The sequence below is a fragment of the Rhodoferax sp. LS1R11 genome, assembly GCF_056521395.1.
This window is the reverse complement of record NZ_JBWMAW010000001.1, coordinates 254,808-279,569: the sequence shown is the minus strand read 5'-3', so window position 1 is coordinate 279,569 and position 24,762 is coordinate 254,808. Positions and strand designations below refer to the sequence as shown.

Annotated in this window: 25 protein-coding genes; 17 read left to right on the top strand and 8 right to left on the bottom strand. The window is 60.4% G+C overall.

Annotated elements, in window-relative coordinates:
* The first annotated feature begins 18 nt into the window (after positions 1 to 18).
* The 8 genes from ribBA to tolA are packed head-to-tail and all read left to right on the top strand — an operon-like array spanning position 19 to position 5,817.
* Positions 19 to 1,134: a bifunctional 3,4-dihydroxy-2-butanone-4-phosphate synthase/GTP cyclohydrolase II gene (gene ribBA / locus AC097N_RS01345; RefSeq protein WP_479578928.1), complete on the top strand. Its 1,116-nt coding sequence runs from the start codon at positions 19 to 21 to the stop codon at positions 1,132 to 1,134.
* A gap of 19 nt (positions 1,135 to 1,153) precedes the next feature.
* Positions 1,154 to 1,627 carry a 6,7-dimethyl-8-ribityllumazine synthase gene (gene ribH, locus AC097N_RS01340; protein WP_479578927.1) on the top strand — a complete coding sequence of 158 codons (474 nt, stop codon included), beginning with the start codon at positions 1,154 to 1,156 and terminating at the stop codon, positions 1,625 to 1,627.
* Positions 1,627 to 2,160, top strand: coding sequence for a transcription antitermination factor NusB (gene nusB / locus AC097N_RS01335; protein WP_479578926.1), 534 nt, complete (start codon positions 1,627 to 1,629; stop codon positions 2,158 to 2,160). The genes ribH and nusB overlap by 1 nt, the downstream gene beginning before the upstream one ends.
* Positions 2,157 to 3,341 (top strand): pyridoxal phosphate-dependent aminotransferase, encoded by a 1,185-nt coding sequence (locus AC097N_RS01330; protein ID WP_479578925.1) that lies wholly within the window; start codon positions 2,157 to 2,159, stop codon positions 3,339 to 3,341. Before nusB ends, AC097N_RS01330 begins: the two co-directional genes overlap by 4 nt.
* On the top strand, positions 3,338 to 3,766 hold the full coding sequence (gene ybgC / locus AC097N_RS01325; protein ID WP_479578924.1) for a tol-pal system-associated acyl-CoA thioesterase: 429 nt from the start codon (positions 3,338 to 3,340) through the stop codon (positions 3,764 to 3,766). The genes AC097N_RS01330 and ybgC overlap by 4 nt, the downstream gene beginning before the upstream one ends.
* A complete protein-coding gene (tolQ, locus tag AC097N_RS01320; protein ID WP_479578923.1) occupies positions 3,763 to 4,455 on the top strand; it encodes a protein TolQ in 693 nt (230 codons plus the stop codon). Before ybgC ends, tolQ begins: the two co-directional genes overlap by 4 nt.
* Positions 4,456 to 4,470: 15 nt before the next feature.
* Entirely contained in the window at positions 4,471 to 4,890 is a 420-nt protein-coding gene (locus tag AC097N_RS01315) for a biopolymer transporter ExbD (RefSeq protein ID WP_479578922.1), read from the top strand.
* A gap of 9 nt (positions 4,891 to 4,899) precedes the next feature.
* Entirely contained in the window at positions 4,900 to 5,817 is a 918-nt protein-coding gene (gene tolA, locus AC097N_RS01310; protein ID WP_479578921.1) for a cell envelope integrity protein TolA, read from the top strand.
* Positions 5,818 to 5,898: 81 nt separating this feature from the next.
* On the opposite strand, the gene dnaE is transcribed toward tolA, so the two are convergent.
* Positions 5,899 to 9,459: a DNA polymerase III subunit alpha gene (dnaE, locus tag AC097N_RS01305; RefSeq protein WP_479578920.1), complete on the bottom strand. Its 3,561-nt coding sequence runs from the start codon at positions 9,457 to 9,459 to the stop codon at positions 5,899 to 5,901.
* Between the two features lie 35 nt (positions 9,460 to 9,494).
* On the opposite strand from dnaE, the gene AC097N_RS01300 reads away from it, so the two are divergent.
* Entirely contained in the window at positions 9,495 to 10,145 is a 651-nt protein-coding gene (locus AC097N_RS01300) for a response regulator (protein ID WP_479578919.1), read from the top strand.
* On the opposite strand, the gene AC097N_RS01295 is transcribed toward AC097N_RS01300, so the two are convergent.
* The 3 genes from AC097N_RS01295 to AC097N_RS01285 are packed head-to-tail and all read right to left on the bottom strand — an operon-like array spanning position 10,123 to position 15,021.
* Positions 10,123 to 12,111, bottom strand: coding sequence for a hybrid sensor histidine kinase/response regulator (locus AC097N_RS01295; RefSeq protein WP_479578918.1), 1,989 nt, complete (start codon positions 12,109 to 12,111; stop codon positions 10,123 to 10,125). The genes AC097N_RS01300 and AC097N_RS01295 overlap by 23 nt on opposite strands.
* Positions 12,108 to 13,043: an ABC transporter substrate-binding protein gene (locus AC097N_RS01290; RefSeq protein ID WP_479578917.1), complete on the bottom strand. Its 936-nt coding sequence runs from the start codon at positions 13,041 to 13,043 to the stop codon at positions 12,108 to 12,110. Before AC097N_RS01290 ends, AC097N_RS01295 begins: the two co-directional genes overlap by 4 nt.
* A 10-nt stretch (positions 13,044 to 13,053) precedes the next feature.
* Entirely contained in the window at positions 13,054 to 15,021 is a 1,968-nt protein-coding gene (locus AC097N_RS01285) for a TonB-dependent receptor plug domain-containing protein (RefSeq protein WP_479578916.1), read from the bottom strand.
* A gap of 68 nt (positions 15,022 to 15,089) precedes the next feature.
* Between AC097N_RS01285 and AC097N_RS01280 the strand changes: the two genes are divergently transcribed.
* Entirely contained in the window at positions 15,090 to 15,836 is a 747-nt protein-coding gene (locus tag AC097N_RS01280; RefSeq protein ID WP_479578915.1) for a sulfurtransferase, read from the top strand.
* A gap of 66 nt (positions 15,837 to 15,902) precedes the next feature.
* On the opposite strand, the gene AC097N_RS01275 is transcribed toward AC097N_RS01280, so the two are convergent.
* Together AC097N_RS01275 and AC097N_RS01270 are read right to left on the bottom strand one after the other, a co-directional pair.
* Entirely contained in the window at positions 15,903 to 16,436 is a 534-nt protein-coding gene (locus AC097N_RS01275) for a flavodoxin family protein (RefSeq protein ID WP_479578914.1), read from the bottom strand.
* 39 nt (positions 16,437 to 16,475) lie between these two features.
* On the bottom strand, positions 16,476 to 17,177 hold the full coding sequence (locus tag AC097N_RS01270; RefSeq protein ID WP_479578913.1) for a pirin family protein: 702 nt from the start codon (positions 17,175 to 17,177) through the stop codon (positions 16,476 to 16,478).
* Positions 17,178 to 17,283: 106 nt separating this feature from the next.
* On the opposite strand from AC097N_RS01270, the gene AC097N_RS01265 reads away from it, so the two are divergent.
* The 5 genes from AC097N_RS01265 to AC097N_RS01245 all read left to right on the top strand — a co-directional run bounded on the left by AC097N_RS01265 (position 17,284) and on the right by AC097N_RS01245 (position 22,018).
* Entirely contained in the window at positions 17,284 to 18,222 is a 939-nt protein-coding gene (locus AC097N_RS01265) for a LysR family transcriptional regulator (RefSeq protein ID WP_479578912.1), read from the top strand.
* Positions 18,223 to 18,259: 37 nt separating this feature from the next.
* Complete coding sequence (locus AC097N_RS01260) at positions 18,260 to 19,321, top strand: NAD(P)/FAD-dependent oxidoreductase (protein WP_479578911.1); 1,062 nt, start codon at positions 18,260 to 18,262, stop codon at positions 19,319 to 19,321.
* 7 nt (positions 19,322 to 19,328) lie between these two features.
* Entirely contained in the window at positions 19,329 to 20,282 is a 954-nt protein-coding gene (gluQRS, locus tag AC097N_RS01255) for a tRNA glutamyl-Q(34) synthetase GluQRS (RefSeq protein WP_479578910.1), read from the top strand.
* A 74-nt stretch (positions 20,283 to 20,356) separates the two neighbouring features.
* A complete protein-coding gene (trmB, locus tag AC097N_RS01250; RefSeq protein WP_479579189.1) occupies positions 20,357 to 21,094 on the top strand; it encodes a tRNA (guanosine(46)-N7)-methyltransferase TrmB in 738 nt (245 codons plus the stop codon).
* A gap of 15 nt (positions 21,095 to 21,109) precedes the next feature.
* Complete coding sequence (locus AC097N_RS01245; protein WP_479578909.1) at positions 21,110 to 22,018, top strand: pseudouridine synthase; 909 nt, start codon at positions 21,110 to 21,112, stop codon at positions 22,016 to 22,018.
* 31 nt (positions 22,019 to 22,049) lie between these two features.
* Here the strand turns inward: AC097N_RS01245 and AC097N_RS01240 are convergent, their stop codons facing one another.
* Both AC097N_RS01240 and AC097N_RS01235 read right to left on the bottom strand, forming a co-directional pair.
* Entirely contained in the window at positions 22,050 to 22,742 is a 693-nt protein-coding gene (locus AC097N_RS01240; protein WP_479578908.1) for a crotonase/enoyl-CoA hydratase family protein, read from the bottom strand.
* Between the two features lie 692 nt (positions 22,743 to 23,434).
* Entirely contained in the window at positions 23,435 to 23,971 is a 537-nt protein-coding gene (locus AC097N_RS01235; protein WP_479578907.1) for a PadR family transcriptional regulator, read from the bottom strand.
* A gap of 101 nt (positions 23,972 to 24,072) precedes the next feature.
* Between AC097N_RS01235 and AC097N_RS01230 the strand changes: the two genes are divergently transcribed.
* On the top strand, positions 24,073 to 24,429 hold the full coding sequence (locus tag AC097N_RS01230) for a type II toxin-antitoxin system RelE/ParE family toxin (RefSeq protein WP_479578906.1): 357 nt from the start codon (positions 24,073 to 24,075) through the stop codon (positions 24,427 to 24,429).
* Between the two features lie 5 nt (positions 24,430 to 24,434).
* Positions 24,435 to 24,755, top strand: coding sequence for a helix-turn-helix domain-containing transcriptional regulator (locus AC097N_RS01225; RefSeq protein WP_479578905.1), 321 nt, complete (start codon positions 24,435 to 24,437; stop codon positions 24,753 to 24,755).
* Positions 24,756 to 24,762: the final 7 nt, after the last annotated feature.

Sequence of the window (24,762 nt, the reverse complement as noted above, 5' to 3'; positions counted from 1 at the left end):
TTACCGAAAGACATTCCCATGACCGCCCCCTCCCCTGTGGCAATTTCCCCGGTTGAAGACATCGTGGCCGATATGCGTGCCGGTCGCATGGTCATTCTTGTCGATGAAGAAGACCGGGAAAATGAAGGTGACCTGGTTCTGGCTGCTGACCATGTGACGGCCGACGCCATCAACTTCATGGCGCGTTTTGGCCGGGGCCTGATTTGCCTGACGCTGACCCGTGAGCGTTGTGAGCGCTTGCAATTGCCGCCCATGACGGTTCGAAATGGCGATAAAAAAGGCACGGCTTTCACCGTGTCCATTGAAGCCGCAGAAGGTGTCACGACAGGCATCTCGGCCGCCGACCGGGCCCGTACCGTGCAGGCGGCGGTAGCCAGCCATGCCCAGGCCGACGACCTCGTGCAACCAGGGCATATTTTCCCGCTGCAAGCCGTTGAAGGTGGTGTGTTGATGCGCGCTGGCCACACCGAAGCCGGCTGCGATCTGGCGGCCATGGCCGGTTGCTCACCCGCCTCCGTCATCTGCGAGATCATGAAAGACGACGGCACGATGGCGCGCTTGCCAGACCTGCAGTTGTTTGCCGCCGAGCATGGCCTGAAAATTGGAACCATCGTCGACCTGATCGAACACCGCAGCCGGGTGGAGTCGCTGGTCGAAAAGCTGGGTTCGCGCCCGCTCAACACCGCGTTCGGTGAATTCACCGCCCATGCGTTCAAAGACAAGACCGCCCAGGGCGTGCACCTCGCGCTCGTCAAAGGGCAATGGACACCCAATGAGACGGTGCTGGCCCGTGTCCACGAACCCTTGTCAGTGCTGGATGCGCTGGAGGTAGGCCGCACGATGCACTCCTGGAGCCTTGATGCCAGCCTGGCCCGAGTCGCCTCGGAGGGCAAAGGCGTGGTGGTATTTCTCAATTGCGGCGAAAGCGGTGAACAACTGCTGGCCCAGTTTGACGGTACAGCCCGTGCCAGTCATGGCCCTGAGCGCGGCCGCATGGACCTGCGCACCTATGGCATTGGCGCCCAGATTCTGCGCGAATGCGGGGTCCACAAGATGAATTTGCTGGGAAATCCTCGACGCATGCCCAGCATGGCTGGTTACGGGCTGGAAATCACCGGCTACATCACGCAATAAAACACACAAGGATTGACACATGTTTGGCGCAGACAAAGGGATCGTTGATTCCGCAAGCAACCATATGAATGGCAAGAAACTGACCATCGGCATTGTTCAGGCCCGCTTCAACGAACCGGTCACCAACGCTTTAGCGTTAGCCTGCAAGGCTGAACTGTTGGCCTTGGGCGTTCCTGAAAAACACATCGATCTGGTGCAGGTACCCGGCGCGCTGGAAATTCCGGTCGCGCTGATGGCGATGGCCGAGAAGCTCAAATATGACGCGCTGATTGCACTCGGCTCCATTGTTCGGGGTGAAACCTACCACTTTGAACTGGTCGCCAATGAGTCTGGCGCCGGGGTGAGCCGTGTGTCGCTCGAATACCAATTGCCCATCGCCAATGCCATTCTCACCACTGAAAACATGGAACAGGCAATTGCCCGACAAACTGATAAGGGGCGCGATGCCGCCCGCGTCGCCGTTGAAATGGCCAACCTGCTGGAAAGTATTTAATGAGTGATCTCAAACCCCAAGCCCCGGGCATCCGCCCTCCCCGTCAGTCCCGCACTGGCGTGACCAGCACAGGTGCGCGCAAAGCGGCCAGCAAATCCGGGCGTTCACGCGCACGCGAATTTGCGCTGCAGGCGCTCTACCAAAAGTTGGTCGGTAAAAACGACGTGTCCGACATTGACTTGTTCACACGCGATCTGGCAGGTTTCTCGAAATCTGATTCGGTGCACTTTGATGCCTTGCTGCATGGCTGCTCGGAAGAAGCAGCTACTTTGGACGCGATGATCCTGCCCTTGCTGGACCGAAAGTTCGAGGAAATATCGCCCGTCGAACACGCCGTGATGTGGATTGGGGCATACGAACTCACACACTGCCTGGACGTGCCCTGGCGCGTTGTGCTCAATGAATGCATTGAACTGGCCAAAGAGTTTGGCGGCACAGACGGCCACAAATACGTCAATGCCGTGTTGAACGGCCTGGCACCCAGCCTTCGGGCTGCTGAAGTGGCCGCAGACCGGGGCAAACCCCACGCATGAGGATTTCCAGCCGGGCACAACGTATTGAGCCCTTCTATGTGATGGAAGTGGCCAAGGCCGCATCCAGCCTGGCCCAGGAGGTGGCGCATACTGAGGCGCCCATGATCTTCCTGAACATTGGCGAACCCGACTTTACTGCTCCGCCGCTGGTGCAGGAGGCTGCGCAAAAAGCAGTGCGTGATGGTGCGACCCAATACACACAGGCCACAGGCATGCTGGCTTTGCGTGAGCGCATCAGTGATTGGTATCTGCAACGGTTCCATATCCGCGTTCCAGCCAGCCGCATCGTGGTCACCGCCGGGGCTTCTGCTGCCCTGCAACTGGCGTGTCTGGCCCTGATTGAGTCCGGCGACGAAATACTCATGCCGGACCCCAGCTACCCGTGCAACCGACATTTTGTGAGTGCAGCGGACGGCAAGGCCATACTGATTCCAACCACCGCGGCTGAGCGCTTTCAGTTAAGCGCTGACAAAGTGCAATCGGCCTGGACTGAACGTACCCGCGGTGTTTTGCTGGCATCGCCCTCCAACCCCACGGGCACCTCCATTCACCCTGACGAATTGCGCCGCATTCACACAGTTGTCAAAAACAAGGGTGGCATCACCCTGGTGGATGAAATCTACCTGGGCCTGAGTTATGACGAGCAATATGGCCAGACCGCCCTGGCGCTGGACGACGACATCATCAGCATTAACAGCTTCAGCAAGTATTTCAATATGACGGGCTGGCGCCTGGGCTGGATGGTGGTGCCTGAGCGCATCGTGCCCGTCATGGAACGCCTGGCGCAAAACCTGTTCATCTGCCCCAGCACCCTTTCCCAGCATGCCGCATTGGCCTGCTTCGAGAATGAGAGTATTGCTGAATATGAGCGCAGACGGGCCGAGTTCAAAGCGCGTCGGGACTACTTTATTCCCGCCCTCAATGCCTTGGGTTTGACCGTGCCCGTGATGCCTGACGGCGCCTTTTATGCCTGGGCTGATTGCCGCGCCGCCTGCCAAAAACTGGGGGTCAAAGACAGCTGGGATCTGTCCTTTGAGATCATGAACAAAGCCCATGTGGCGGTCACGCCAGGACGTGACTTTGGCACAGCCGACACACACAACTTCATCCGTTTTTCCACGGCCAGTTCCATGCCGCAGTTGGAAGAAGCGATCGCACGCCTCAAGGCACTGCTCGCATGAACAGCGACTTGATCACGGTAGGCCACTTTGCCTGGCCTGTTCGTGTGTATTGGGAAGACACCGATGCCGGCGGCATTGTGTTTTACGCCAACTACCTGAAATTCTTTGAACGGGCACGCACCGAATGGTTGCGCTCTTTGGGCATTGAACAAAGTGCCTTGCGTGAGAGCACTGGCGGCATGTTCGTCGTAAGCGATACCCAGATCCGCTATCGCCAGCCAGCGCGCCTGGATGACGAACTTCTTGTTACAGCACGTCCTCTTGAAACAGGGCGTGCGTCCATGACAATACAACAGCAGGCCTTTCTGAAAGCCGAAGACGGTCGCACCTTGCTGTGCGAAGGCACGATCCGCATTGGCTGGGTCGATGCCCAGACCTACAAACCGGCGAGAATCCCGCAAATAATTCTGGAAACCTTGAAATGAACCAAGACCTGTCAATCCTTCACCTAGTACTGAACGCCAGCGTGGTCGTGCAACTGGTGATGCTGTTACTGGTGGTCATCTCCGTGTCCAGCTGGGCAGCGATCTTTCGCAAGCTGTTTGCGCTCAAGCGCGTGAAGGCACTCAATGATGAGTTTGAGCGTGAGTTCTGGTCCGGCACCAGCCTGAACGACCTGTTTGCCGCCGCGGCCAAAAATGCCCGCGACTCCGGCCCCATGGAACGCATCTTCGCCAGCGGCATGCGCGAGTACCAGAAACTGCGTGAACGCCGCATTGAAGATGCCGGCACCTTGATGGACGGCGCCCGTCGCGCCATGCGGGCCAGCTTTCAGCGTGAGATGGACGTGGTGGAAACCAACCTGTCGTTTCTCGCGTCTGTCGGCTCGGTCTCGCCTTACGTGGGCTTGTTTGGCACAGTGTGGGGCATCATGCACTCCTTCACTGGCCTGGCTTCTTTGCAACAAGTCACGCTTGCCACGGTCGCGCCCGGCATTGCCGAAGCCTTGGTATCGACGGCCATTGGCCTGTTTGCCGCGATTCCCGCCGTGGTGGCCTACAACCGGTTTGCGCGGGACATTGACCGTATCGCGATCCGGCTGGAAACCTTTACCGAAGAATTCACCAACATCCTGCAGCGCAACCTCGGCGCGCAATCGGCCTCTGGCCGGTAACCAAGGAGTTTGACCATGCCTTCCCTGGTGAGCCGCGGACGCGGCCGACGCACCATCAACGAGATCAACATGGTGCCCTTCATCGACGTGATGCTGGTGTTGCTGATCATCTTCATGGTGACCGCCCCGCTCATCACGCCGAGCGTGATTGATCTGCCCAGTGTGGGCAAAGCGGCCAAGCAGCCTGACCAGGTGATCCAGATCATCATCGGCCAGGACGATGCCATCGAGATGAAGGTCAAGGAAAAATCGACTTCATCCACCCTCAAGAACATCGCCACGGCCGTGCTCAAGGCGCAAAACGGTGCCACCAGCTCAGCCGTGGTCATCAGCGCTGACAAAAACATCAAGTACGAAACGGTGGTCAAAGTCATGGATGCGCTGCAACGCGCGGGCGTTCAGCGCGTGGGCTTGTCCGTGCAACTGGCGAACTAGGTACAGCGCATGCACGCCGCAGCCGATCGTCTGGAGTTTGCTCCGCCGCCCACACCGGGCATGCTCCGGGCCATGGGGCTCGCCGTCGTCGCCCATGCATTTTTGTTGGCAGCGCTGACCCTGGGTGTGAACTGGAAGCGCGATCCGGTGAACCTCACGGCCGAGGCCGAGTTGTGGTCTGCCGTGCCCCAGGAAGCGGCGCCCAGGCTGATTGAAGTACCACCAGAGCCGGTCGAAAAACCGGCCCCACCGGTCGTCATACGCCCCGAACCCCCTGCGCCACCCGTTGCCCAACCACTGCAAGCAGAGGCAGATATCGCCTTGAAGCAGGAAAAACAGCGCCTGAAAAAAGAAAAGCAACAAGAGTTGGAGAAGCAACAGCGCCTGGACAAGCTGAAACAGAAGAAACTCGACCAGGAAAAGGCGAAAGAGAAAGAACTTCTTGAGAAAGAGGCGCTGGAGAAAAAGCGGCTTCTGGACAAACGCCTGCAAGACAAACGCGAGCAGGACAAGCAGGCCGTCGAAGACAAGAAGAAGGCTGCAACGGACGCCAAAAAAATTGAAGCCCAGCGGGACGCCAACCTCAAACGCATGGCGGGACTCGCGGGTGCTACGGGTGGCGCCGAATCCAAGGGCTCGGCACAGCAATCCTCCGGACCGTCACCCAGTTACGCAGGCAAAATTCGCGCCCGCATCAGACCCAACATCGTTTTCTCTGACGACATCACCGGCAATCCGGTGGCCGAGGTTGAAGTTCGCGCGGCACCTGACGGCACCATCGTCGGCAGCAAACTGAGCAAATCCAGTGGCATCAAAGCCTGGGATGACGCGGTGTTGAGAGCGATTGAAAAAACCGAAACCCTGCCGCGGGACGTTGACGGTCGGGTGCCCAGTTCCTTGCTCATCAGCTTCCGCCCCAAGGACTGACGCACCTGTTGGCCCGCGCCCTCAGGATGCTATCTATTTAATAGCTACTCCCGCTCTATCCACCTGGGCTACAGCCTGATTTCATTCATAAACGATAGCCGCCTTGCCCTGATCAGCCTGTACCCGCCAACCGGCCAGCGCTTCATTGGTGGGGAAGAATCTGGCGTCTTCGCCCAGTTGCAGGTCCGCTGAAGCCGCCCCGGTCTCGCTTCGGCGTGTCACGGCCAGGCGTACACCCAAACCGCGCACCAGCTCGCCCTGCTCCGTCACCTCGCGCTGGGCGGGGTACTCCTTGATCATGCGAGCCACATCCGGGCCCCGGGTTGCGGCATCCGAGCTGACCGCCACACGCAGGTATTTGCCAAACCGGCAGCGCGCCTGGTCGAGATCCCAAATTTGGGTGACCGTCAACTGCATGCCGCCTGAAAAGCGGTCGACTTGTTGCTTGCCCATGACAATCACCAGTTCATCGTCCTTGAGCAGATTGCGGTGGGCATTGATCAGCGCCTCATCGGCCCGGGCCTCAATGACGCCGGTTTTGTCATCCAGCTTGAACAGTGCCAGCTTGCCGCGCTGGCCGTTGATCACCCGAAAATCCGTGATGATGCCCGCCAGCAACTGCGGCTCACGGGTGTCGATCAGGTCGTCAATCTGACGTTTGGCGAAGCGCCGCACTTCCAGCACGACCTCATCAAACAAGTGGCCTGAGAGGTAAAAGCCGACGGCCGTTTTTTCATAAACGAGGCGCTCCTTGATGCCCCAGGGCATCGCCTCCACCAGATCAGGCTCCTGTGTGCTGGAGCCATGGTCGTCATCACCACCCATGTCAAACAGGCCGCACTGGTTGGCATTGGCCACCGCCGCCGCACCAAACTCAAACGCCCGGTCCACCGAGGCCAGCAGGCTGGCGCGGTTGAGCTGGATCGTGTCAAACGCACCGGCCTTGATCAAGGCTTCCACCGTGCGCTTGTTGATGCGGCTGCGGTCCACCCGCACGCAAAAATCAAACAGACTCTTGAACGGCCCGACCACATCGCCCGAGGGGCCCACACCCCGGCCTTCACGCGCCGCCACAATCGCCTCAATGGCCTGCTGGCCCGAGCCTTTGATGGCGCTCAGGCCATAACGGATCATCTTGTCCGAGATAGGCTCAAAACGCGGCATTCCGCGGTTCACATCCGGCGGCTCAAAGGTCAGGCCCATCTTGAGCGCATCTTCAAACAAAACCTTGAGCTTGTCGGTGTCGTCCATTTCCACCGTCATGTTCGCGCAGAAGAACTCGGCCGTGTAATGCACCTTGAGCCAGCCCGTGTGGTAGGCCAGCAGGGAATAGGCAGCAGCGTGCGACTTGTTGAAGCCGTAGCCGGCAAACTTCTCCATCAAGTCGAAAATCTCGTCGGCCTGCGCCTCCTGGATGTCGTTCTTGAGCGCACCGTCCCGGAAGATCTGGCGGTGCTTGGCCATCTCGTCGGCGTCTTTTTTACCCATGGCGCGGCGCAGCATGTCGGCGCCGCCGAGCGAGTAGCCCCCCAGAATCTGGGCGGTCTGCATCACCTGCTCCTGGTAGACCATGATGCCGTAGGTCTCAGAGAGCATATTGGCCACCAGCGGATGCGGGTACTCCACCACCTCGCGGCCATGTTTACGCGCCACAAAGCTGGGGATCAGGTCCATGGGACCGGGGCGGTACAAGGCGTTCAACGCAATCAGATCTTCCAGGCGCGTCGGCTTGGCGTCTTTCAGCATGCCCTGCATGCCGCGGCTTTCAAACTGGAACACGGCCTCGGTCTTGCCGTCCGAGAACAGCTTGTAAACCCGCGCATCGTCAAGCGGCAAATTCTCAAATGCGAAATTCTCCTGGCCCTTGTGGCGCTTCATGATGAATTCGCGCGCAATCTCCAGAATCGTGAGCGTGGCCAGACCCAAAAAGTCGAACTTCACCAGGCCAATCGCCTCCACGTCGTTCTTGTCGTACTGGCTCACGGCCGAGTCACTGCCGGGCTGCTGGTACAGCGGGCAAAAATCCGTCAACTTGCCGGGCGCAATCAGCACGCCCCCGGCGTGCATGCCCACGTTGCGGGTCATGCCCTCCAGCTTGCGGGCGAGTTCCAGCAGGGTCTTGACGTCTTCTTCTTTGGCCTCGCGTTCGGCCAGAATCGGCTCGTCGGTGGCGTACACCGTCTTGTCGTCTTTCTTGCGGTCGGGTGGTGGCAACTGCAGGCTGACGCTGACCCCCGGTTTGTTGGGAATGAGCTTGCTGATGCCATCGCAAAAGGTGTAGCTCATGTCCAGCACGCGGCCCACGTCGCGCACGGCTGCCCGGGCGGCCATGGTGCCGAAGGTCACGATCTGGCTCACCGCGTTCTTGCCGTATTTGTCCTTGACGTAGTCAATCACCAGATTGCGGTTGGTCTGGCAAAAGTCGATGTCAAAGTCGGGCATGGACACCCGCTCGGGGTTCAGAAACCGCTCGAACAGCAGGTTGTAGCGCAGCGGGTCCAGGTCGGTAATCTTCATGACATACGCCACCAAAGAGCCCGCACCAGAACCCCGTCCCGGCCCGACCGGGCAGCCGTTGTTCTTGGCCCAGTTGATGAAGTCACCCACGATCAGGAAGTAACCTGGGAAACCCATTTTCAAAATGGTGCTTATCTCAAACTCCAGGCGCTCCACATAGCGCGGCCGCTCGCTTGCGCGCTGGGCCTCATCCGGGTACAGGTGAATCAGCCGCTCTTTCAATCCTTCGTGCGAGGCGTAACGAAAGTACTCCTCGGGCGTCATGCGCTGACCATTGACCTCGGGCGTCGGGAAGTCCGGCAACTGGGGCTTGCCCAAGACCAGCGTCAGGTTGCAGCGTTTGGCAATCTCCACCGTATTGGCAATGGCCGAGGGGACATCCGCAAACAGCGCCTGCATCTGCGCGCTGGACTTGAAATACTGCTCACGCGTGAACTTGCGCACACGGCGCTGGTTGCCCAGAATTTCGCCATCGGCAATGCAAACGCGAGCCTCATGGGCTTCAAAATCGTCCGGCTGGGTGAACTGAATGGGGTGTGTAGCCACCACCGGCAGGCTCATGCGGGCCGCCAGCTGCACCGTGGCGATGACGTGGGCTTCATCGTCTGTGCGGCCAGCGCGTTGCAGCTCCAAGTAAAAGCGGTGGGGGAAAATGCCCCCCAGCTGAAGCGCCGCGTCAAAAGCTCGGGCATCGTCGCCCTGCACCAAGGCCTGGCCCACCGGGCCGGCCTGCGCGCCTGACAGCGCGATCAAGCCTTCATTCAGCTCCTGGAGCCACGCCAGCTTGACGCAGGCCTGCGCCTTGCCCACGTTCTGTGTCCAGGCACGCGCCAGCAACTCCGACAAATTCAGGTAGCCCTGTTTGTTTTGAACCAAAACAACAAGACGGGACAGGGCGGCTTCGTCTTTGCCCAGGCCTTCGAGCCATATTTCCGAGCCAATGAGGGGTTTGACACCTCTTTTGCGGGCTTCCTTGTAAAACTTGATCGCGCCAAACAGATTACTCAGGTCAGTGATCGCCAGGGCAGGCTGGCCATCAGAAGCGGCCGACTTGACGATATCATCGATACGGTTGGTGCCGTCAACGACGGAAAATTCAGTGTGGAGTCGAAGGTGAACAAACATAGCCTCTATTGTAGGAAAGCGCCGGGGTCAAGATTTTGAAAGTTCTTGTTGTCGATGACCATGCTCTGGTGCGTGAAGGCTTGCGCCAGGTCCTGAAAGGGCTTGACGAGCAGATTGAGGTACTGGATGCCCCGCAGTGCTCCCGCGCCTTTGAATTGGCGGCCCAGCACCCCGATCTGGACCTCGTGTTGCTGGACTATCACCTGCCCGACATGAATGGACTGGACGCGCTCGATGTGTTTGGTAAAAAGCACCCTGAACTGCCCATCGTGATGCTCTCCGGGTCGGTCAACCCCAAAATCATGCGCCTGGTGCTGCAAAAAGGGGCTGCCGGCTTTCTCACCAAATCAGGCTTGAGCGACGAATTGATTTCCGCAGTGCGTCTGGTGTTGGCGGGCGGCGTGTATGTTCCCCCCGAGCTGGCTGGCGCGGCAGACCTGGAGTCCGACGAGAATGCCTCAGCAGCGCTGGAATCCCCGAAGTTCACGCCGCGGCAGGAAGAGGTTCTTTATTTGCTGCTGGATGGCCGCTCCAACAAGGAAATCAGCCAGACGCTGAATTTGGCGGATGAAACCACCAAGAACCACGTGACCGCCGTGTTGCGCGCTTTTGGCGTCAAAACCCGCATCCAGGCCGTTCTGGCTGCGGGCCGACACGGCTATATCAAGTCACACCGTCCGGCTTGAGGCTGGGCTCAAGGCTGCTCTCTCGGCTCGCCGCCTGCAAGCCGGCCGCACTCTCGGTGGCCAGATGACGAATCAGGCTGCGCAATTTGGCGGGGCGCACCGGCTTGTGCAGCAACGTCAACTCGGCATGCCTGGCCGCCTGCTGCAAGTAGGTATCTGTATCACCACTCATCAAGCCAGCCGGAATCGCCAGACCGGCTGCAGTTCGCAACTGGCTGATGGTGTCAATGCCGTTTTCACCGTCGCGCAAGCGGTAATCGCTCAAAATCACGTCCAGGACAACGCCATGGTGCAGATGCCATAAAGCCTCCTCGATACATTCGGCGATGTGCACAAAGCACCCCCAGGACTCCAGCAAACTGACCAGTCCTTCACGCGCCAGCGCATCATCCTCAATCACCAGCACAACCAGCCCGGCAAGGTCCACAAAGGCCCTGTTCTCCAAGGGGACGAGCACCTCTTTAACCGCATCGGGCGACACCCGCGGCACCTCAATGCTGAACCGGCTGCCCTCCCCCAGCTTGGAGCGCACATGCAGCTTGTGCCCCAGCAGATGCGCAGTGCGGTCCACAATACTCAGACCCAGACCCATGCCCTTGTTGCGATCCCGTTCGGTGTTGCCGACCTGGTAAAACTCCTTGAAGATGGCCCGCTGGTGTTCTGGCGCAATGCCCATGCCGCTGTCCCACACTTCGATGCATACACGCTGGCCATCACCCACCATGCGGCAGGCCACCAGCACACTGCCTTTGCGGGTGTACCGCACGGCATTACCCGCCAGATTGAGCAATATGCGATAAAGCAGCGCCGGGTCGCTCATCAACCACACGTCGGTTGGCCGCACGCGCAGACGAACGCCTTTTTCGGCTGCGCTCAGTGACAAGCCACTGCGCAATTGATCAAATAGTTCGGCCAGCGGAAACGGACGCCGCTGAACCTGCACGGCATTGGCATCCAGCCGCGAAATGTCAAGCAGGCCATCCAGCAAGTCCTGCATGGCCCGAACCGAGGCGTCCAGGTTACCAATCAAATGCTGGGTTTGGGCATCGTGCGGCAATTGGGCCAGCCGCGCCACAAACATGCCCAGCGCATGCGTGGGCTGTCGCAAGTCATGACTGGCTGCAGCCAGAAAACGGGATTTGGCCCAGGTCGCCGTCTCGGCCTCTTCCTTCTTCTGGCGCAGGGCCAGTGTGGCCGTGGCAATTCGCTGCTCCAGCTCATCACGCCCGGACTCCAGCCGCTCGGCCATCTGGTTCAGGCCGACCTGCAAGTCGCGCAGCGGATCGCCCCGCAACAGCTCGCCGCGCACCGAAAAGTCACCACGCCCGATACGCTCAATCATGAGCGACACGCGCAAAATCGGGCGAATCACCCCACGGCCCAGGCGCATCGCCAGGAATCCGCCAAACAAGAGTCCCCCCAGCGTGATCGCAATGCCCAACAGCAACATGTCGCGTTCGCGCTGCAACATCGCTTCGCGCGAAAATTCCATGAGCACATGCCCCAGGAAAGGCGGCTCGACGATTGGCGTTGAGGCGGGTGTTTCAAACAGATCCCCCAGCTTGACCTGGCTCGCCGTGATGGGTTGCACCAGCAGATCCAGACGCGCCGCCGCATCGAGAGATTCGCTTTCGCGTCCCTCCATCACAGGCAACATCTGATAAGACGGTTTGCCTGCGCTGGCGAGGACGTTGCCCCGCGCATCGAGGATCGCGATGGATCGCACATCGGCCTCCCGCAGAGCGCCACGCGCGATGGTCTGCAATTGATTCACGTTGGCTGAAAACAGACCGTACTCGCTGGCCGTGGCCAGTTGTCGGGCGACCGACCGGGCACGCTGGCTGTGCGCCTCGTCAATATCCCCCACACGGGCCACCAAAAAGACACCCGCCAGCAAAACGGCCAACAAGGTCACGGGAAGAATCGCCACCAGCAGCATGCGTGTGCGCAGGTCCACTGTTTTCATGGTGCGCCCTCCCGACGCCGCAAGCGCGTGCGCAAGCTTTCAGCATCCAGACTGAGCCCCAGCGAACGCGCCACATGCTCATTCACGGAAATGCTGAAATCCTGGGAGTACAGCGGTGTGGCAGACAAAGCTTTGCCCTGAAGCACCCCCCGGACAATGGCCGCCGCCTGCTGTCCGACCTGGTTTGGTGTGACATGCAGGGCCAGCAAGGCACCAGCGCGTGCATAGGCCGGAGAAAACGCCACCAGCGGCACCCTGGCCCGAAACGAGGCAAGCAAAATGTTCTGGATACTGCTGCTGTTGTACACCTGTGGATCGGCCACCGCCAACAACGCATCGGAATTTTCCAACACTTGCTTCAGACTGGAAAACGCCAGTTGATCGCGTCCAACCGTCGCATCAACCACCTCCAGCCCGCTCGCCTGGGCCAGCACTTTCAGGGCGACCGATTGCGAGCGCGATTCGGGTCCCCACAGGACGCCCAAGCGTTGTGCGCCGGGCAACGCCAGGTGGATCAAGTCCAGCTGGCGGCTGATCGGCTGATCCAGAAAAAGCGCTGAGAACTGCGCCGATGTTTTACGGCCATTGCTTTGCAACACACGCTCAAAACTGCTGCGCGGCAAAAGAATGCAAAGCACCGGCAACTTGGACTCGGTTTTGGCCAGCACATCCGCAGCCTCGGACCCCAGTGCCACATAAATTTTGGGCGCCAGTGCGCCCACCGTAGCCACTTCAGACGCCATGAGTTGAAGCACGTCAGAGCGCTGCATGCCCCCGCGCTCCAGTTCGCCGACCAAGGCCTCTGCGGCCTCCAGATAGGCGGGACTGCGCTCGCTGCTGACAAGCACGACCGAGGCGGCTGCATACGAACAAGCCGCCGCAAACAAGCCCAACCCGACCGCCAATATCAGTGAACGCAGCAACACGCGCATGCAGGTCTGATCAGTTTTCCAGGCGCAGGGTCACAAAAGCCCGGCGCTGGAACTGGAAGTTGGGCGCAAAGTCTCCATACGGCGCCCCCAGGTTTTGTACCACCAGTGCCAGTTCGCCCTGGTTGCGGCCAAAGCGCAGCGGCATGGCCAGACGCACGTCAGTGCGCGTCATGGCCACCTGGCTCCCCTCACCGGATCCTTGCAAAGTCATGGTTCCGCTGTCCTGGTGCATCACACTCAAATCCATGCCACCGGGCAGCTTCTGGAGATAGGTGATGGTGCTGGCGAGCTTGGGCGCAGCCAGAGACGTCCCAACCCCGTTGATTTGAGCAGAGCCAATGCCTGTGTAAGACTGATTGACAATGAACTGTGCATCGCGCCAAGGCCGAAACTTCAGCTGGTATTCCAGCCCCTGAATCGGGAAATCCTCGTTGTTCGCGTAGTCCTTGGGCACACTGGGGTTGGCATTGAGTTGCCGAATGAAGCCCGCGATCTGCTCATGAAAAACCCGGACATCAAGGTTGAGCCCCCAACGTGGAAAGTCTCCCAGATAGCCCAGCTCACGCACCAAGACAGTTTCAGGCACAACGTTGCCACTGGCTTTTGTTGTATTGGCGATCTGAATGCCTTGAAAAAAATAACGCACGTCGCTGCTTTTTTCGTAGGTACTGGGCGGGCGAGAGGCTTTGGACACCCCTGCCCGCCATGTTTGTCCGTCGGCCATGTGCCAGTTCAGCATCAGCCGAGGGGAAATGCTGTCGCCGCCGACATTGCTGTTTTCGGCCATGGCACCGGCATTGAGCAACAGACTTTGGGACAGACGCCACTCCGCGTTGCCAAACAAACGGGTGAAATCCGTCACGAATGCGGCATCGGTGTTGTACAGGGGCTTTGACGTTACTTTCTCACGACGGAATTCGCCGCCCCATACCACGCGCAGCGACGGGCCTGTGCGAAACGTGTGCTGAACAGACACGTTGTCATTGCTCGCACGGCCGGAACCATCAATGTCAACACTGCCCGGAAGACCCAGTGGAACCAGTGAGTACGGAAAGGTGTCGCGGTAGGACTCCTGCGCGTGGGAGACGCTCACAGCGACGTCCTCATCCGCACCCAGCGTACGCCGCCAGTCGGCCTGAACGTAAGCAGAATCAAACGACGCATCCCGCAACGGGTTGTCAGCCCGGCCATCCTGACCTTTGCCGGCATGAATGGAATAACCCCCTGCACGCAGCTGTATTTCAGTGCGGGCGTCGGTGCGCAAGTCAGCGCGCAGGTTGGCACGGCTGATCAAATTGTGGCCATTGGCGCCCTGCAGTCCGTCGTCACCACGGCTGTCCGCGGTCAACCGAAAACGGGCGTCTTGCTGGCCCCAGCCGATGCGCGCCTGCGCATCACGAATACCCATCTCACCGCCCGTCAGACTGGCCTGCAGCCCCATCGTGTCCAGCGTATCGCGGGTGACGATGTTGATTACACCCAGAAAAGCCCGCGCGCCGTAGGCCGCCGAATTGGAGCCTCGCAGTACCTCGATACGTTCGATATCGGCCAGCGCCATGGTCTGCAAACCAGGACCAATGCTGCCAATGAAGTAGGGGGAGAAAGTGGAGCGCCCGTCCACCAGCACCTGAACCCGGTTTGAATAACCATCAAACCCGCCGTGGTAGCTGGCCAGGGGCGCCACGTTCTCAAACGACATGCTGCTCTGGAACCCGGGCACCAGCCGCAGCAGATCAGCCACATCGCGCGCACCAGAGAGGCGAATCATGTGGCGATCCAGAATCGTGACAGCGCCCGGGGTTTCATCCAGTCGCTGCGGCAGGCGCGACACGGACAAAACGATGGGCATGTCTTCAAGAAAGTCTTTTTCAGACACACCCTCCGGGGTTTGGGCAAAGGCCAGTTGGGCCCAACCCAGTGACACAATCAGGCACACCTGACGCTTGACCAACGGCATACATATTTTTATTTGTCGCATGGTGGGATTTTGCCCTGTCTGCTGCCCACCACGCCGTAACAGCAAGAGCTGTCTCTTAAAATGCCTTTGTGAACACAACTCTCAACATCTCTGCCTATAAATTTGTCACGCTGCCTGACGCGGCGGAGTTGCGCGTCTTGCTGCTCGAGCGGGCCGTGGGCCTGGCACTCAAAGGCACCATCCTGCTGGCAGAAGAAGGCATTAATCTGTTTTTGGCCGGCCGAGCCGACGACGTGCGGGGCTTTGTGACGCAGCTCTGGCAAGACCCACGGTTCGCGGACATGTCACCCAAAGAAAGCTGGTCGGACCACCAGCCGTTCAAGAAAATGCTCGTCAAGGTCAAGCGCGAAATCATCCGCATGGACCACCCGGCCATTCAGCCGTCAACCGGCCGAGCTCCGGCGGTTGCCCCGCAAACGGTGCAGCGCTGGCTGACCCAGGGCCATGACGACGATGGCCGCCCCGTCGTCACCCTGGACACACGCAACGACTTTGAGGTGGACCACGGCACGTTTGTCGGGGCCATTGACTGGCGCATCAGCAAGTTCACCGAGTTTCCCCAAGCCCTGCTGGACCACAAAACCGACCTGCAGGACAAAACCGTGGTGAGTTTTTGCACCGGCGGCATCCGCTGCGAAAAAGCCGCCATTCTGATGCGCGAAGCCGGACTGGAGCACGTCTACCAACTCGAAGGCGGCATTCTCAAATACTTTGAGGAAACCGATGGCTCGCACTACCGGGGCAGTTGCTTTGTGTTTGATGAACGCCGGGCCTTGAGCCCGGACCTGGCCGTGACCAGCACGGAGCCCTCGTGAATAAAAAAATCCCGGACCAGCCGGGATTTTTGTCAAACAACAGCAGGCCTTGACCTGCTGTTTTTTTTAGCCGCGCAGTTTGGCCGTGATTTCTGCAACGCGCTGGCCATAGGCCTTGGCCGTGTCCAGATCGCCTTGCGGGATATCTTCGGCGGGGCTGGTCGGGCCGACCTGGGCCATCAGGCCGGAGTTGGAACCAATGCGGTTGATGGTGCCGTCGTTCATCGCAGGCTGCCCCACCCACACCATGCCTTGTTGCATGGCCAGGGTAATGAAGTACTGGATGGTGGACAACTTGTCACCGCTCGGGCTGGCCGAAATGGTGAAACCGCCGGCCACTTTGTCTTTCCAGGCACCGGTAAACCAACGCTTGGAGGTGGCGTCCGCAAACTTCTTGAACTGCCAGGACGCCATGCCCATATAAGTGGGCGATCCAAAAATGATCGCGTCAGCGGCGTCCAGCACGTCCCAGTCCGCATCGGTGATGTTGCCGTCGGCGTCGATGGTGATCAACTGGGCATCCGCACCGTCTTTGACGAACTGCGCCACGCGCAGGGTGTGACCATAACCGGAATGAAAAACAACTGCTACTTTTGCCATGTGAATACTCCTTGAGGGGGTGAAAAAAATTAGAAAAAATCAGGCGCTGAGGTCAAACACCAGCACCTCGGCGTCCTGGGCGTGGTCCAGCCGGAGCTGGCTTTCGCCTTCAATCAAGACGGCGTCGCCCTTTGCCAGGGCCAAGCCGTTGACCATCAGGTCGCCGCGTACCAAATGCACGTAGCTTTTGCGGCTCGCATCCAAAGCCAGTTCGGCGTTGTCATCACCGTCCAGCAGACCGGCATACAGGCGGGCATCGGCATGAATCAACACCGAGCCCTCGGCGCCGTCGCCGGACGCCACCAGGCGGAGTTGTCCGCGCTTCTCGGCCTCGGTAAATGTCTTTTGCTCATAGCTGGGGGCGATGCCCGTCACATTGGGCTGAATCCAGATTTGCAAAAAATGCGTGGTCTGGTTGGGCGCATGGTTGAACTCGCTGTGCTGCACGCCGGTGCCGGCACTCATGCGCTGCACGTCGCCGGGCGGAATGCCTTTCACGTTGCCCATGCTGTCTTTGTGCGCCAGTTCCCCGGACAGCACGTAGCTGATGATCTCCATGTCGCGGTGGCCATGCGTGCCAAAACCCATGCCGGCAGCCACGCTGTCTTCGTTGATGACGCGCAGGTTGCCCCAGCCCATGAATTGGGGGTCGTGGTAACCCGCAAATGAAAAACTGTGGAATGATTTCAGCCAACCATGGTCGGCAAAACCGCGATCTTGAGATTTCCGCACCGTCAACATAAAAAGCACTCCTTGGTTACGCTGAATTTTGGGGCCAATGGCGGCACTCGCCATCCATGGCGTTTGATGGCATCATTCAAATAATTCGAATTAAAAGGACAAGTCCGTGCAAACTGCCCGCGATGTGTTGACCCCCGATGCGCTCGCCATGCTGCAGGCCATTGCCTCGGCCGGCAGCTTTGCCGCCGCTGCCCGCGATCTGGGTCTGGTCCCCAGCGCCCTGACCTACCGGGTGCGCCAGATTGAAGACGCGCTGGACGTCCTGCTCTACGACCGCAGCTCGCGCCAGGCGCGCCTGACCGAAGCGGGCGCTGAATTGCTGCGCGAGGGCGGGCGACTGCTGGAGGAAATAGACGCGGTGGCCAACCGCGTCAAACGCGTGGCCACCGGCTGGGAACCGCAGCTGACCATCGCGGTCGACGGCGTCATCTCCAAAGCCACGGTGCTGGAGCTGTGCGAGAGTTTTTATGCCCTGAACCCGCCCACCCGCATCAAGCTGCGCGACGAAACCCTGTCGGGCACGCTGGGCGCGCTGACCTCGGGCCAGGCCGACCTGGCACTGGGTGTGGCCGACACCACCAACAACACCGGCATTCACGGCAAACCCTTGGGCGACATGTCGTTTGTCTACGCCGTGGCGCCCCACCACCCACTGGCCAATGCCCCGGAACCACTCAGGGACGAGGTCATTCGCCAGCACCGCGCGGTGGCGGTGGCCGACACCATCACCCGCGGCACGGGCATGACCCTGGGGCTGCTGGGGGGGCAAGACGTGTTCACGGTGGCCACCATGAAGGACAAGCTGGACGCCCAGTTGCGCGGCCTGGGCAGCGGCTTTGTACCCGAATACATGGCCCAGCCTTACATCGAGACGGGTCGCCTGGTGGTCAAGAAAACAGACCGCCCGGAGCGGGTGGTCCGCATCAACTACGCCTGGCGCACCCGCGCCAACACCAGCCCCGGCCGGGCGCTGGCGTGGTGGCTGCAACAACTGACCAGCCCTACAACCCGGGCGGCTTTACTTGAGCGCCACCGGGGCGTGTAAAGTGCAACACATACAACAACACCAGGAGACAACGTTCATGAGTACATCCAAGTCCCAGCCCGTACAAAAAAACATTGCCATCATTGGCGCGGGCATGGCCGGTGTGGCCTGCGCGCGCACCCTGGTGCAGGCGGGACACAAGGTCACGCTGTTCGAAAAAAGCCGTAGCGTGGGTGGCCGCATGGCCACACGCAACAGTGCATTTGGCACGTTTGACCACGGCGCGCAGTATTTCACCGTGCGCGATCCGCGATTTGCGCTGGCGCTGCAAACCGTGCCCGGCCTGTGCAAACCCTGGAGTGCCAACACCGTGCGCGTGCTGGATGAACTGGGCCGTGTGGCGGCGGCCGGCCTGCCCGCCAACGAATCACACTGGGTGCCCAACCCCGGCATGAACGCGCTGGTCACCCAATGGGCCGCCCCCCTGGCCGCGCAGCAAAGCGTGGAACTTGAAACCCGCGTCACCGCAATTGAGCGCGACGCCTTGCAGCCCCGCCAGTGGCAACTGCAAACGCAGGAGCCTGGTGGCGCACAACATGTTTTTTCAGGCTTTGACGCCGTGCTGCTGGCCCTGCCTTCCGTGCAGGCCGCTGAACTGCTCAAATCGTCGCCCAAGTTTGACAAGCTGGTGAAGCAAATCAACAAAGTGCAGGTCGCCCCGTGCTGGACGCTGATGGTGGCGTTCCCCCAGGCTGTACAACCCGGCCTGACCACGCTCGGCCCCCAGTGGAACGCCGCGCGCAGCACCCACCACCGCATTTCGTGGCTGGCGCGTGAGTCGTCCAAACCGCGCCGCAGCATCGTGGAGCGCTGGACCGTGCAGGCCAGCCCCGCCTGGTCGCAGGAGCACCTGGAAGACGACGCCAAGCGCGTGCAGGCCAAGATGCTCAAAGCTTTTTCCGAGGTAACAGGCATCCGCGCAGAGCCTTCCTATGTCGACATGCAGCGCTGGCGCTATGCCCAAACCGTCAAACCCCTGGGCAAGTCCCACCTGTGGGACGCCAAGACCGGCGTGGGAGTGTGTGGCGACTGGTGCCTGGGCCACCGGGTGGAAAACGCGTTTATCTCGGGTCTGGAACTGGCGCTGACGGTGGCGTAACCGTGGCATGACAGGTTACCGGGGCCGTTTTGCCCCCTCGCCCACCGGCCCGCTGCATGCGGGTTCTCTGGTGGCGGCCCTGGCCAGCTGGCTGGATGCCCGGGCCCACGGCGGCCAGTGGCTCATTCGGATTGAAGACGTGGACACGCCGCGCTGCTTGCCCGGCATGGACCAGGTCATCCTGCAACAACTGGCAGCCTGCGGCCTGCACCCCCACGAACCACCGGTCTGGCAATCGCAGCGCACCGCGCTGTACCAGCAGGCACTGGCGCAACTGGTGGCGTGCGGCATGGCCTACCCCTGTGCCTGCTCCCGCAAAGACATTGAGACCGCGCTTATCCAACAGGGCATCAGCCGCCCCCGCAACGGCGAGTTGATTTACCCCGGCACCTGCCGCAGCGGCCTTCACGGCCGCGAAGGCCGGGCCTGGCGTTTTCGAACTGATTTATGCCCCGATTTAATGCCAAATAGGCCTCTAGCCCAGGTAGAACGTGCGGGAGAAGCTACGAATTTAATAGCATCAAAACCCATCTACTGGACCGACCGCCGCCTGGGCGCACAACAGCAAAACGTGCCCACCGCCGTGGGCGACTTCGTGCTCAAGCGCGCAGACGACTGCTTTGCCTACCAACTGGCCGTGGTGGTGGACGATGCCGCCCAGGGCATCACCGACGTGGTGCGCGGCGAAGACCTGACCGACAACACCGCCCGCCAGATGACGCTGCAAAACGCCTTGGGCGTCGCCACACCGCGCTACCTGCACACACCGCTGGTGCGCGGCGCCAACGGCGAAAAACTCTCCAAACAAAACGGCGCGCAGGCCCTGGACACGTCCAACCCGCTGGCCGCCCTCAACCACGCAGCCGCCGTGCTGGGCCTGCCCGCCGCCCTGGGCAAGCTGACTGACGCACTCTCCCTGTGGGTCAAGACCTGGCAGCCTCTCTACAATCCCCACCCGTGAACGATACAAAACCAACCGAACCCAACTCCGACGCCCTGCCGTCCGAGACGCGCAAGCTCCGCATCCGGGGCAGCATGCCTGAAGGCGTGGCCTACCCCAAAACCATCAAGAGTTTTGTGCGCCGCGCAGGCCGCACCACCACCGGCCAGACCAAGGCGTTTGAAGACCTGGGCCCCAAATTCCTCCTGCCCTACCAGGCTAGCGCTATTGATTTTGTAGCTGCTTACGCACATGCAGCGGGGGCTACAGGCCAAAATGATCTAAATGGCCGCCCCGTCATCCTGGAAATCGGCTTTGGCATGGGCGAGGCTACGGCCCACATTGCCGGTGTCATGCCGGAGAAAAATTTCCTGTGCTGCGAGGTGCATGAACCCGGTGTGGGCGCCTTGCTCAAGCGCATTGGCGAACACAAGCTGACCAACATCCGCATCGTGGCGCACGACGCCGTCGAGGTGATTGACCACATGCTGCCGCTGCACAGCCTGGACGGCGTGCACATCTTCTTCCCCGATCCCTGGCACAAGAAAAAACACAACAAACGCCGCCTGATCCAAAGCCCCCTCATTGCCAAGCTGGCCGCGCGCCTCAAAGTAGGCGGCTACCTGCATTGCGCCACCGACTGGCAGCCCTATGCCGAGCAGATTCTGGAAGTGCTCAGCGCCGAGCCGCTGTTGAAAAACACCGCGGCACCCGGCGATGCGGACCTGCCGGGTTACGCGGCCAAGCCCCACTACCGCCCGCTCACCAAGTTCGAAAACCGCGGCATCAAGCTCGGCCATGGCGTGTGGGACGTGGTGTTTGAGCGGGTCTGACACCCGCGCCCTGACATGACCGCGGCACTGCCCGTTGTGCCGCCCGCCCGGGACGGCGTGGGCCCCAGTTGCGTGGTGCTGCCGGTGGGTTCCTGGCCCACCCTGCTGGCATTTTTGACCACCCACTTTGCCAACGTGCCCGAAGCCGTCTGGCTGGACCGCATGGCGCAGGGCAAAGTGGTGGATGAGCTGGGCGTGCTGGTCACGCCCGAACGCCCTTTCCAGAGCCGCCTGCGTCTGTACTACTACCGCGACGTGCCCCACGAGCCGCGCATTCCGTTTCTTGAGGTCATCCTGTTCCAGGACGAGCACCTGATCGTGGTGGACAAGCCGCATTTTTTGCCCGTGATGCCCTCGGGGGGCTACCTGCAGGAAACCGTGCTGGTGCGCCTCAAGCGCAAGCTGGGCATCGACGCGCTGGTGCCGATTCACCGCATTGACCGCGACACCGCCGGGCTGGTGATGTTCTCCGTGCAGCCCGCCAGCCGTGGAGCCTACGCGGCACTGTTCCGGGAGCGCGACATCCATAAAACCTATGAGGCGGTTGCGCCCTGGCGCGCGGACGTGGCTTTTCCACTCACCCGTGAAAGCCGCATCCAGGAAGCGGGCCATTTCATGCTGCAGCAAGAGGTGCCAGGCGTGCCCAATGCCGTGACGCACATGGACGTGGTCGAAGTGTCAGGCCAGCTCGCCCGCTACCGCTTGCGCCCGGTCACCGGGCAGCGCCACCAGTTGCGCGTGCACATGGCCGCGCTGGGCTTGCCCATTCTGGGTGACGGCTTGTACCCCACGCTCACACCCGAGGGGCAGATGGACTATGCGCACCCGCTGCAACTGCTGGCCAAATCCGTGGAGTTCACGGACCCGGTCAGCGGGCAGGCCCGGCGCTTTGAGAGCGCCCGGTCTTTGATGCCGCTCGCTTGAACGAAGGCTGGTGCCTAGCGAAGGCAGGCGCTTAGCGCAGGCTGACCAGCCTGTCGCTCTCAATGGCGGCAGCCAGCGTGTCCAGCAACTCCTTGCGCACCTTGAGCTTGGTGTTGGCGTGGGCCTTCATGTTGAGCTGCTTGAACTCTTGTGCCACGGCATGGGCCGTTGCCAGCAATTGGTCGGCAGGCACCACCTTGTCAAGAAAGCCCGCGGCAATGGCGCTTTGGGGGGTGAACATTTCGGCATTGATCACCGCACGCTGAAACACCGGCTTGCTCAACCGGTCACGCGCGATGGCGATGCCCACATGGTGCATGGTCATGCCAATCTTGACCTCGTTCAGACCAATGCTGAAAGCGCCCTCCACCCCAATGCGGTAGTCCGCCGACAGCAACAAGAACGCCCCCTTGGCCACCGCGTGGCCGGAGCAGGCCACGATGATGGGCTGCGGGTGCGCCAGCATGCGCCGCGCCAGTGTGGAGCCCGCCGCCACCAGGTCAAGCGCCGCTTGCGGACCCGAGGTCATCACCTTCAGGTCATAACCGCCACTCAGGATACCGGGCTGCCCGGTGACGATCACCACCGCACCCGCCGCCTCGGCCTGGTCCAGCGCGTGGTTGAAATCGGCAAGTACCGCAGGAGAAATCGCGTTGACCTTGCCGTTGGCCAGGGTCAGCGTCGCCACGCCGTCATTCAGACTGTATTGAACCAATTCGCTCATGATGAAAGTCCTGTGGAAAGAAGTAGCCGCACAGTCTAGTCGGCGGGCGGGGGTTGGGGGATCGCTATTGGGACAGGGGAGCTGGATTTGAGTTGCGGATAAAGCCGCCCTATCAGGTGTTGCGCTTAGGTTGCAAAAAGCAATTATTTAGTGACGCGGACTGATCGGCTCCTGTGCGGCGCAAGCGGACCTTGTCGGCACGGTTTGTGTAGGGCCGATGACACCGGGGTGGATGGCTCCGCTCATGTCCCCCGGAGCGGGCTGCGCCCGATCCGCCTCCTTGACTTCGCTGCGCCATCCACCCCGGTGCCATCGGCAGCCAGCCATGTTGATACGCAATGACTCAACAGGTCATGAACGCCAGCAACGCTTGCAGGCTCAGGACGGTGTGGCGCTCAGCGCAGTGAGGTCAAGGAGGAGCCCGCGGGGCGGGGGACACGAACGGCGCTGAGTGCTACGCCGTCCTGAGTCCCGTCTGCCCTCTTGGGAATGACTGCAAACGCTGTGCTGTTGGAGTCAATCAGATTCCGCAGTTGGCTACCTCAAACCTTTCAAAAACGCGAATTACTGAAAGCCCTTCCCTGCCAACAAGGCAACACTTCCCGCATACAACACGCTCAACCAAAATTTCAAATGAAATAAACCTCTAGCCCACGCCAACCGTGCGGGAGCAGCTATAAATTAAATAGCATTCAATCCTCCCCCAACACCGCCAGCATGTCCAGCGCCCAAGCGATGGAGCCTTCTTCGAACAAGATCCCCTTCTTCAAAATCATGTGCTGGATGCGGGCGTTGCGGCTTTGGGGTTTACCGGGCGGGAAGTCGCGGGTCTCGATCTCGCGGTAGGTTTGTAGTTTTTCCTGGTGCTGGGCGATGCGGCGTTGCAGTTCGGCTTCCAGCCCCAGCGGGCCCAGGGCCGCATCAGCGCGCAGGCGCACCGTGAATTCGTCGCGCAGGTCCATGGGAGCGGACGGTGCGGCGGCCCAGCGCAGCAGTTCGGCGTGTCCGGCGGGCAGCACGCGGTAGCTGCGTTTGCGGGTGTTGCCCGCGTCCAGCGCGGCGCTGGATTCGACCCAGCCAGCGGCCTCCATGCGGGCCAACTCACGGTAAATCTGCTGGTGGGTGGCGTGCCAGAAGTAGCCAATCGACTTGTCAAACCGCCGTGCCAGGTCATACCCCGAAGACGATTTTTCCAACAAAGAGGTGAGCACGGCGTGGGACAAGGACATGGCCCTGAGTCTACGTGGTGCAAACCCTCTGAACAACGTCTTGCGGTGCTGGCATCTATATCGCCGCGAACTCGAAAGTAACATATGCGTTACCATTAAGCATGGCGATCAAAATAGAAGAGTACATACGTGAGGATGCCTCGAACCCCTACAAGCAATGGTTTGACGGCCTGTCATCGCAGGCCGCGGCAAAGGTGACCGTTGCCAAACTTCGAATGGAGTTGGGCAATACGTCAAGCATCAAGTGGTTCGACGGAATGGGGGAATACGTCATTGACTGGGGGCCCGGTTATCGGATTTACCTCGCCAAAGATGGAGACACCCTCATCGTTCTCTTTGGTGGCGGCACTAAGCGGGGCCAGCAGCGAGACATCGACAGAGCCAAAGAACTGCTGACCGAATACAAGGCTCGCAAAAAGGCCATAGCATCCAAATCAACCAGCAAGCACAAGGGGTAAAACCAATGGCACTCACCAGAAATTTCAAGGAAACCGTCATCCAGCGCGTGCAGAACGATTCATCTTTTGCGCAGGCGTTGCTGGACGAGGCCGCCACACTGTTTCTCAACGGTGAACCAGAGACGGCTCGTCTGATTCTGCGTGACCTGGTCAACGCGACCATCGGCTTTGAGCAACTCGCAACGCTGACTGCCAAACCGAGCAAAAGTTTGCACCGGATGTTGTCGCCCACGGGCAACCCCAGCATGGACAACTTGGCGGCCATTTTTCGGGCAGTGCGCGAAAGACTGCAGGTCAACCTTCAGGCGCACTCAGTGGCAGCCTGAACCTACG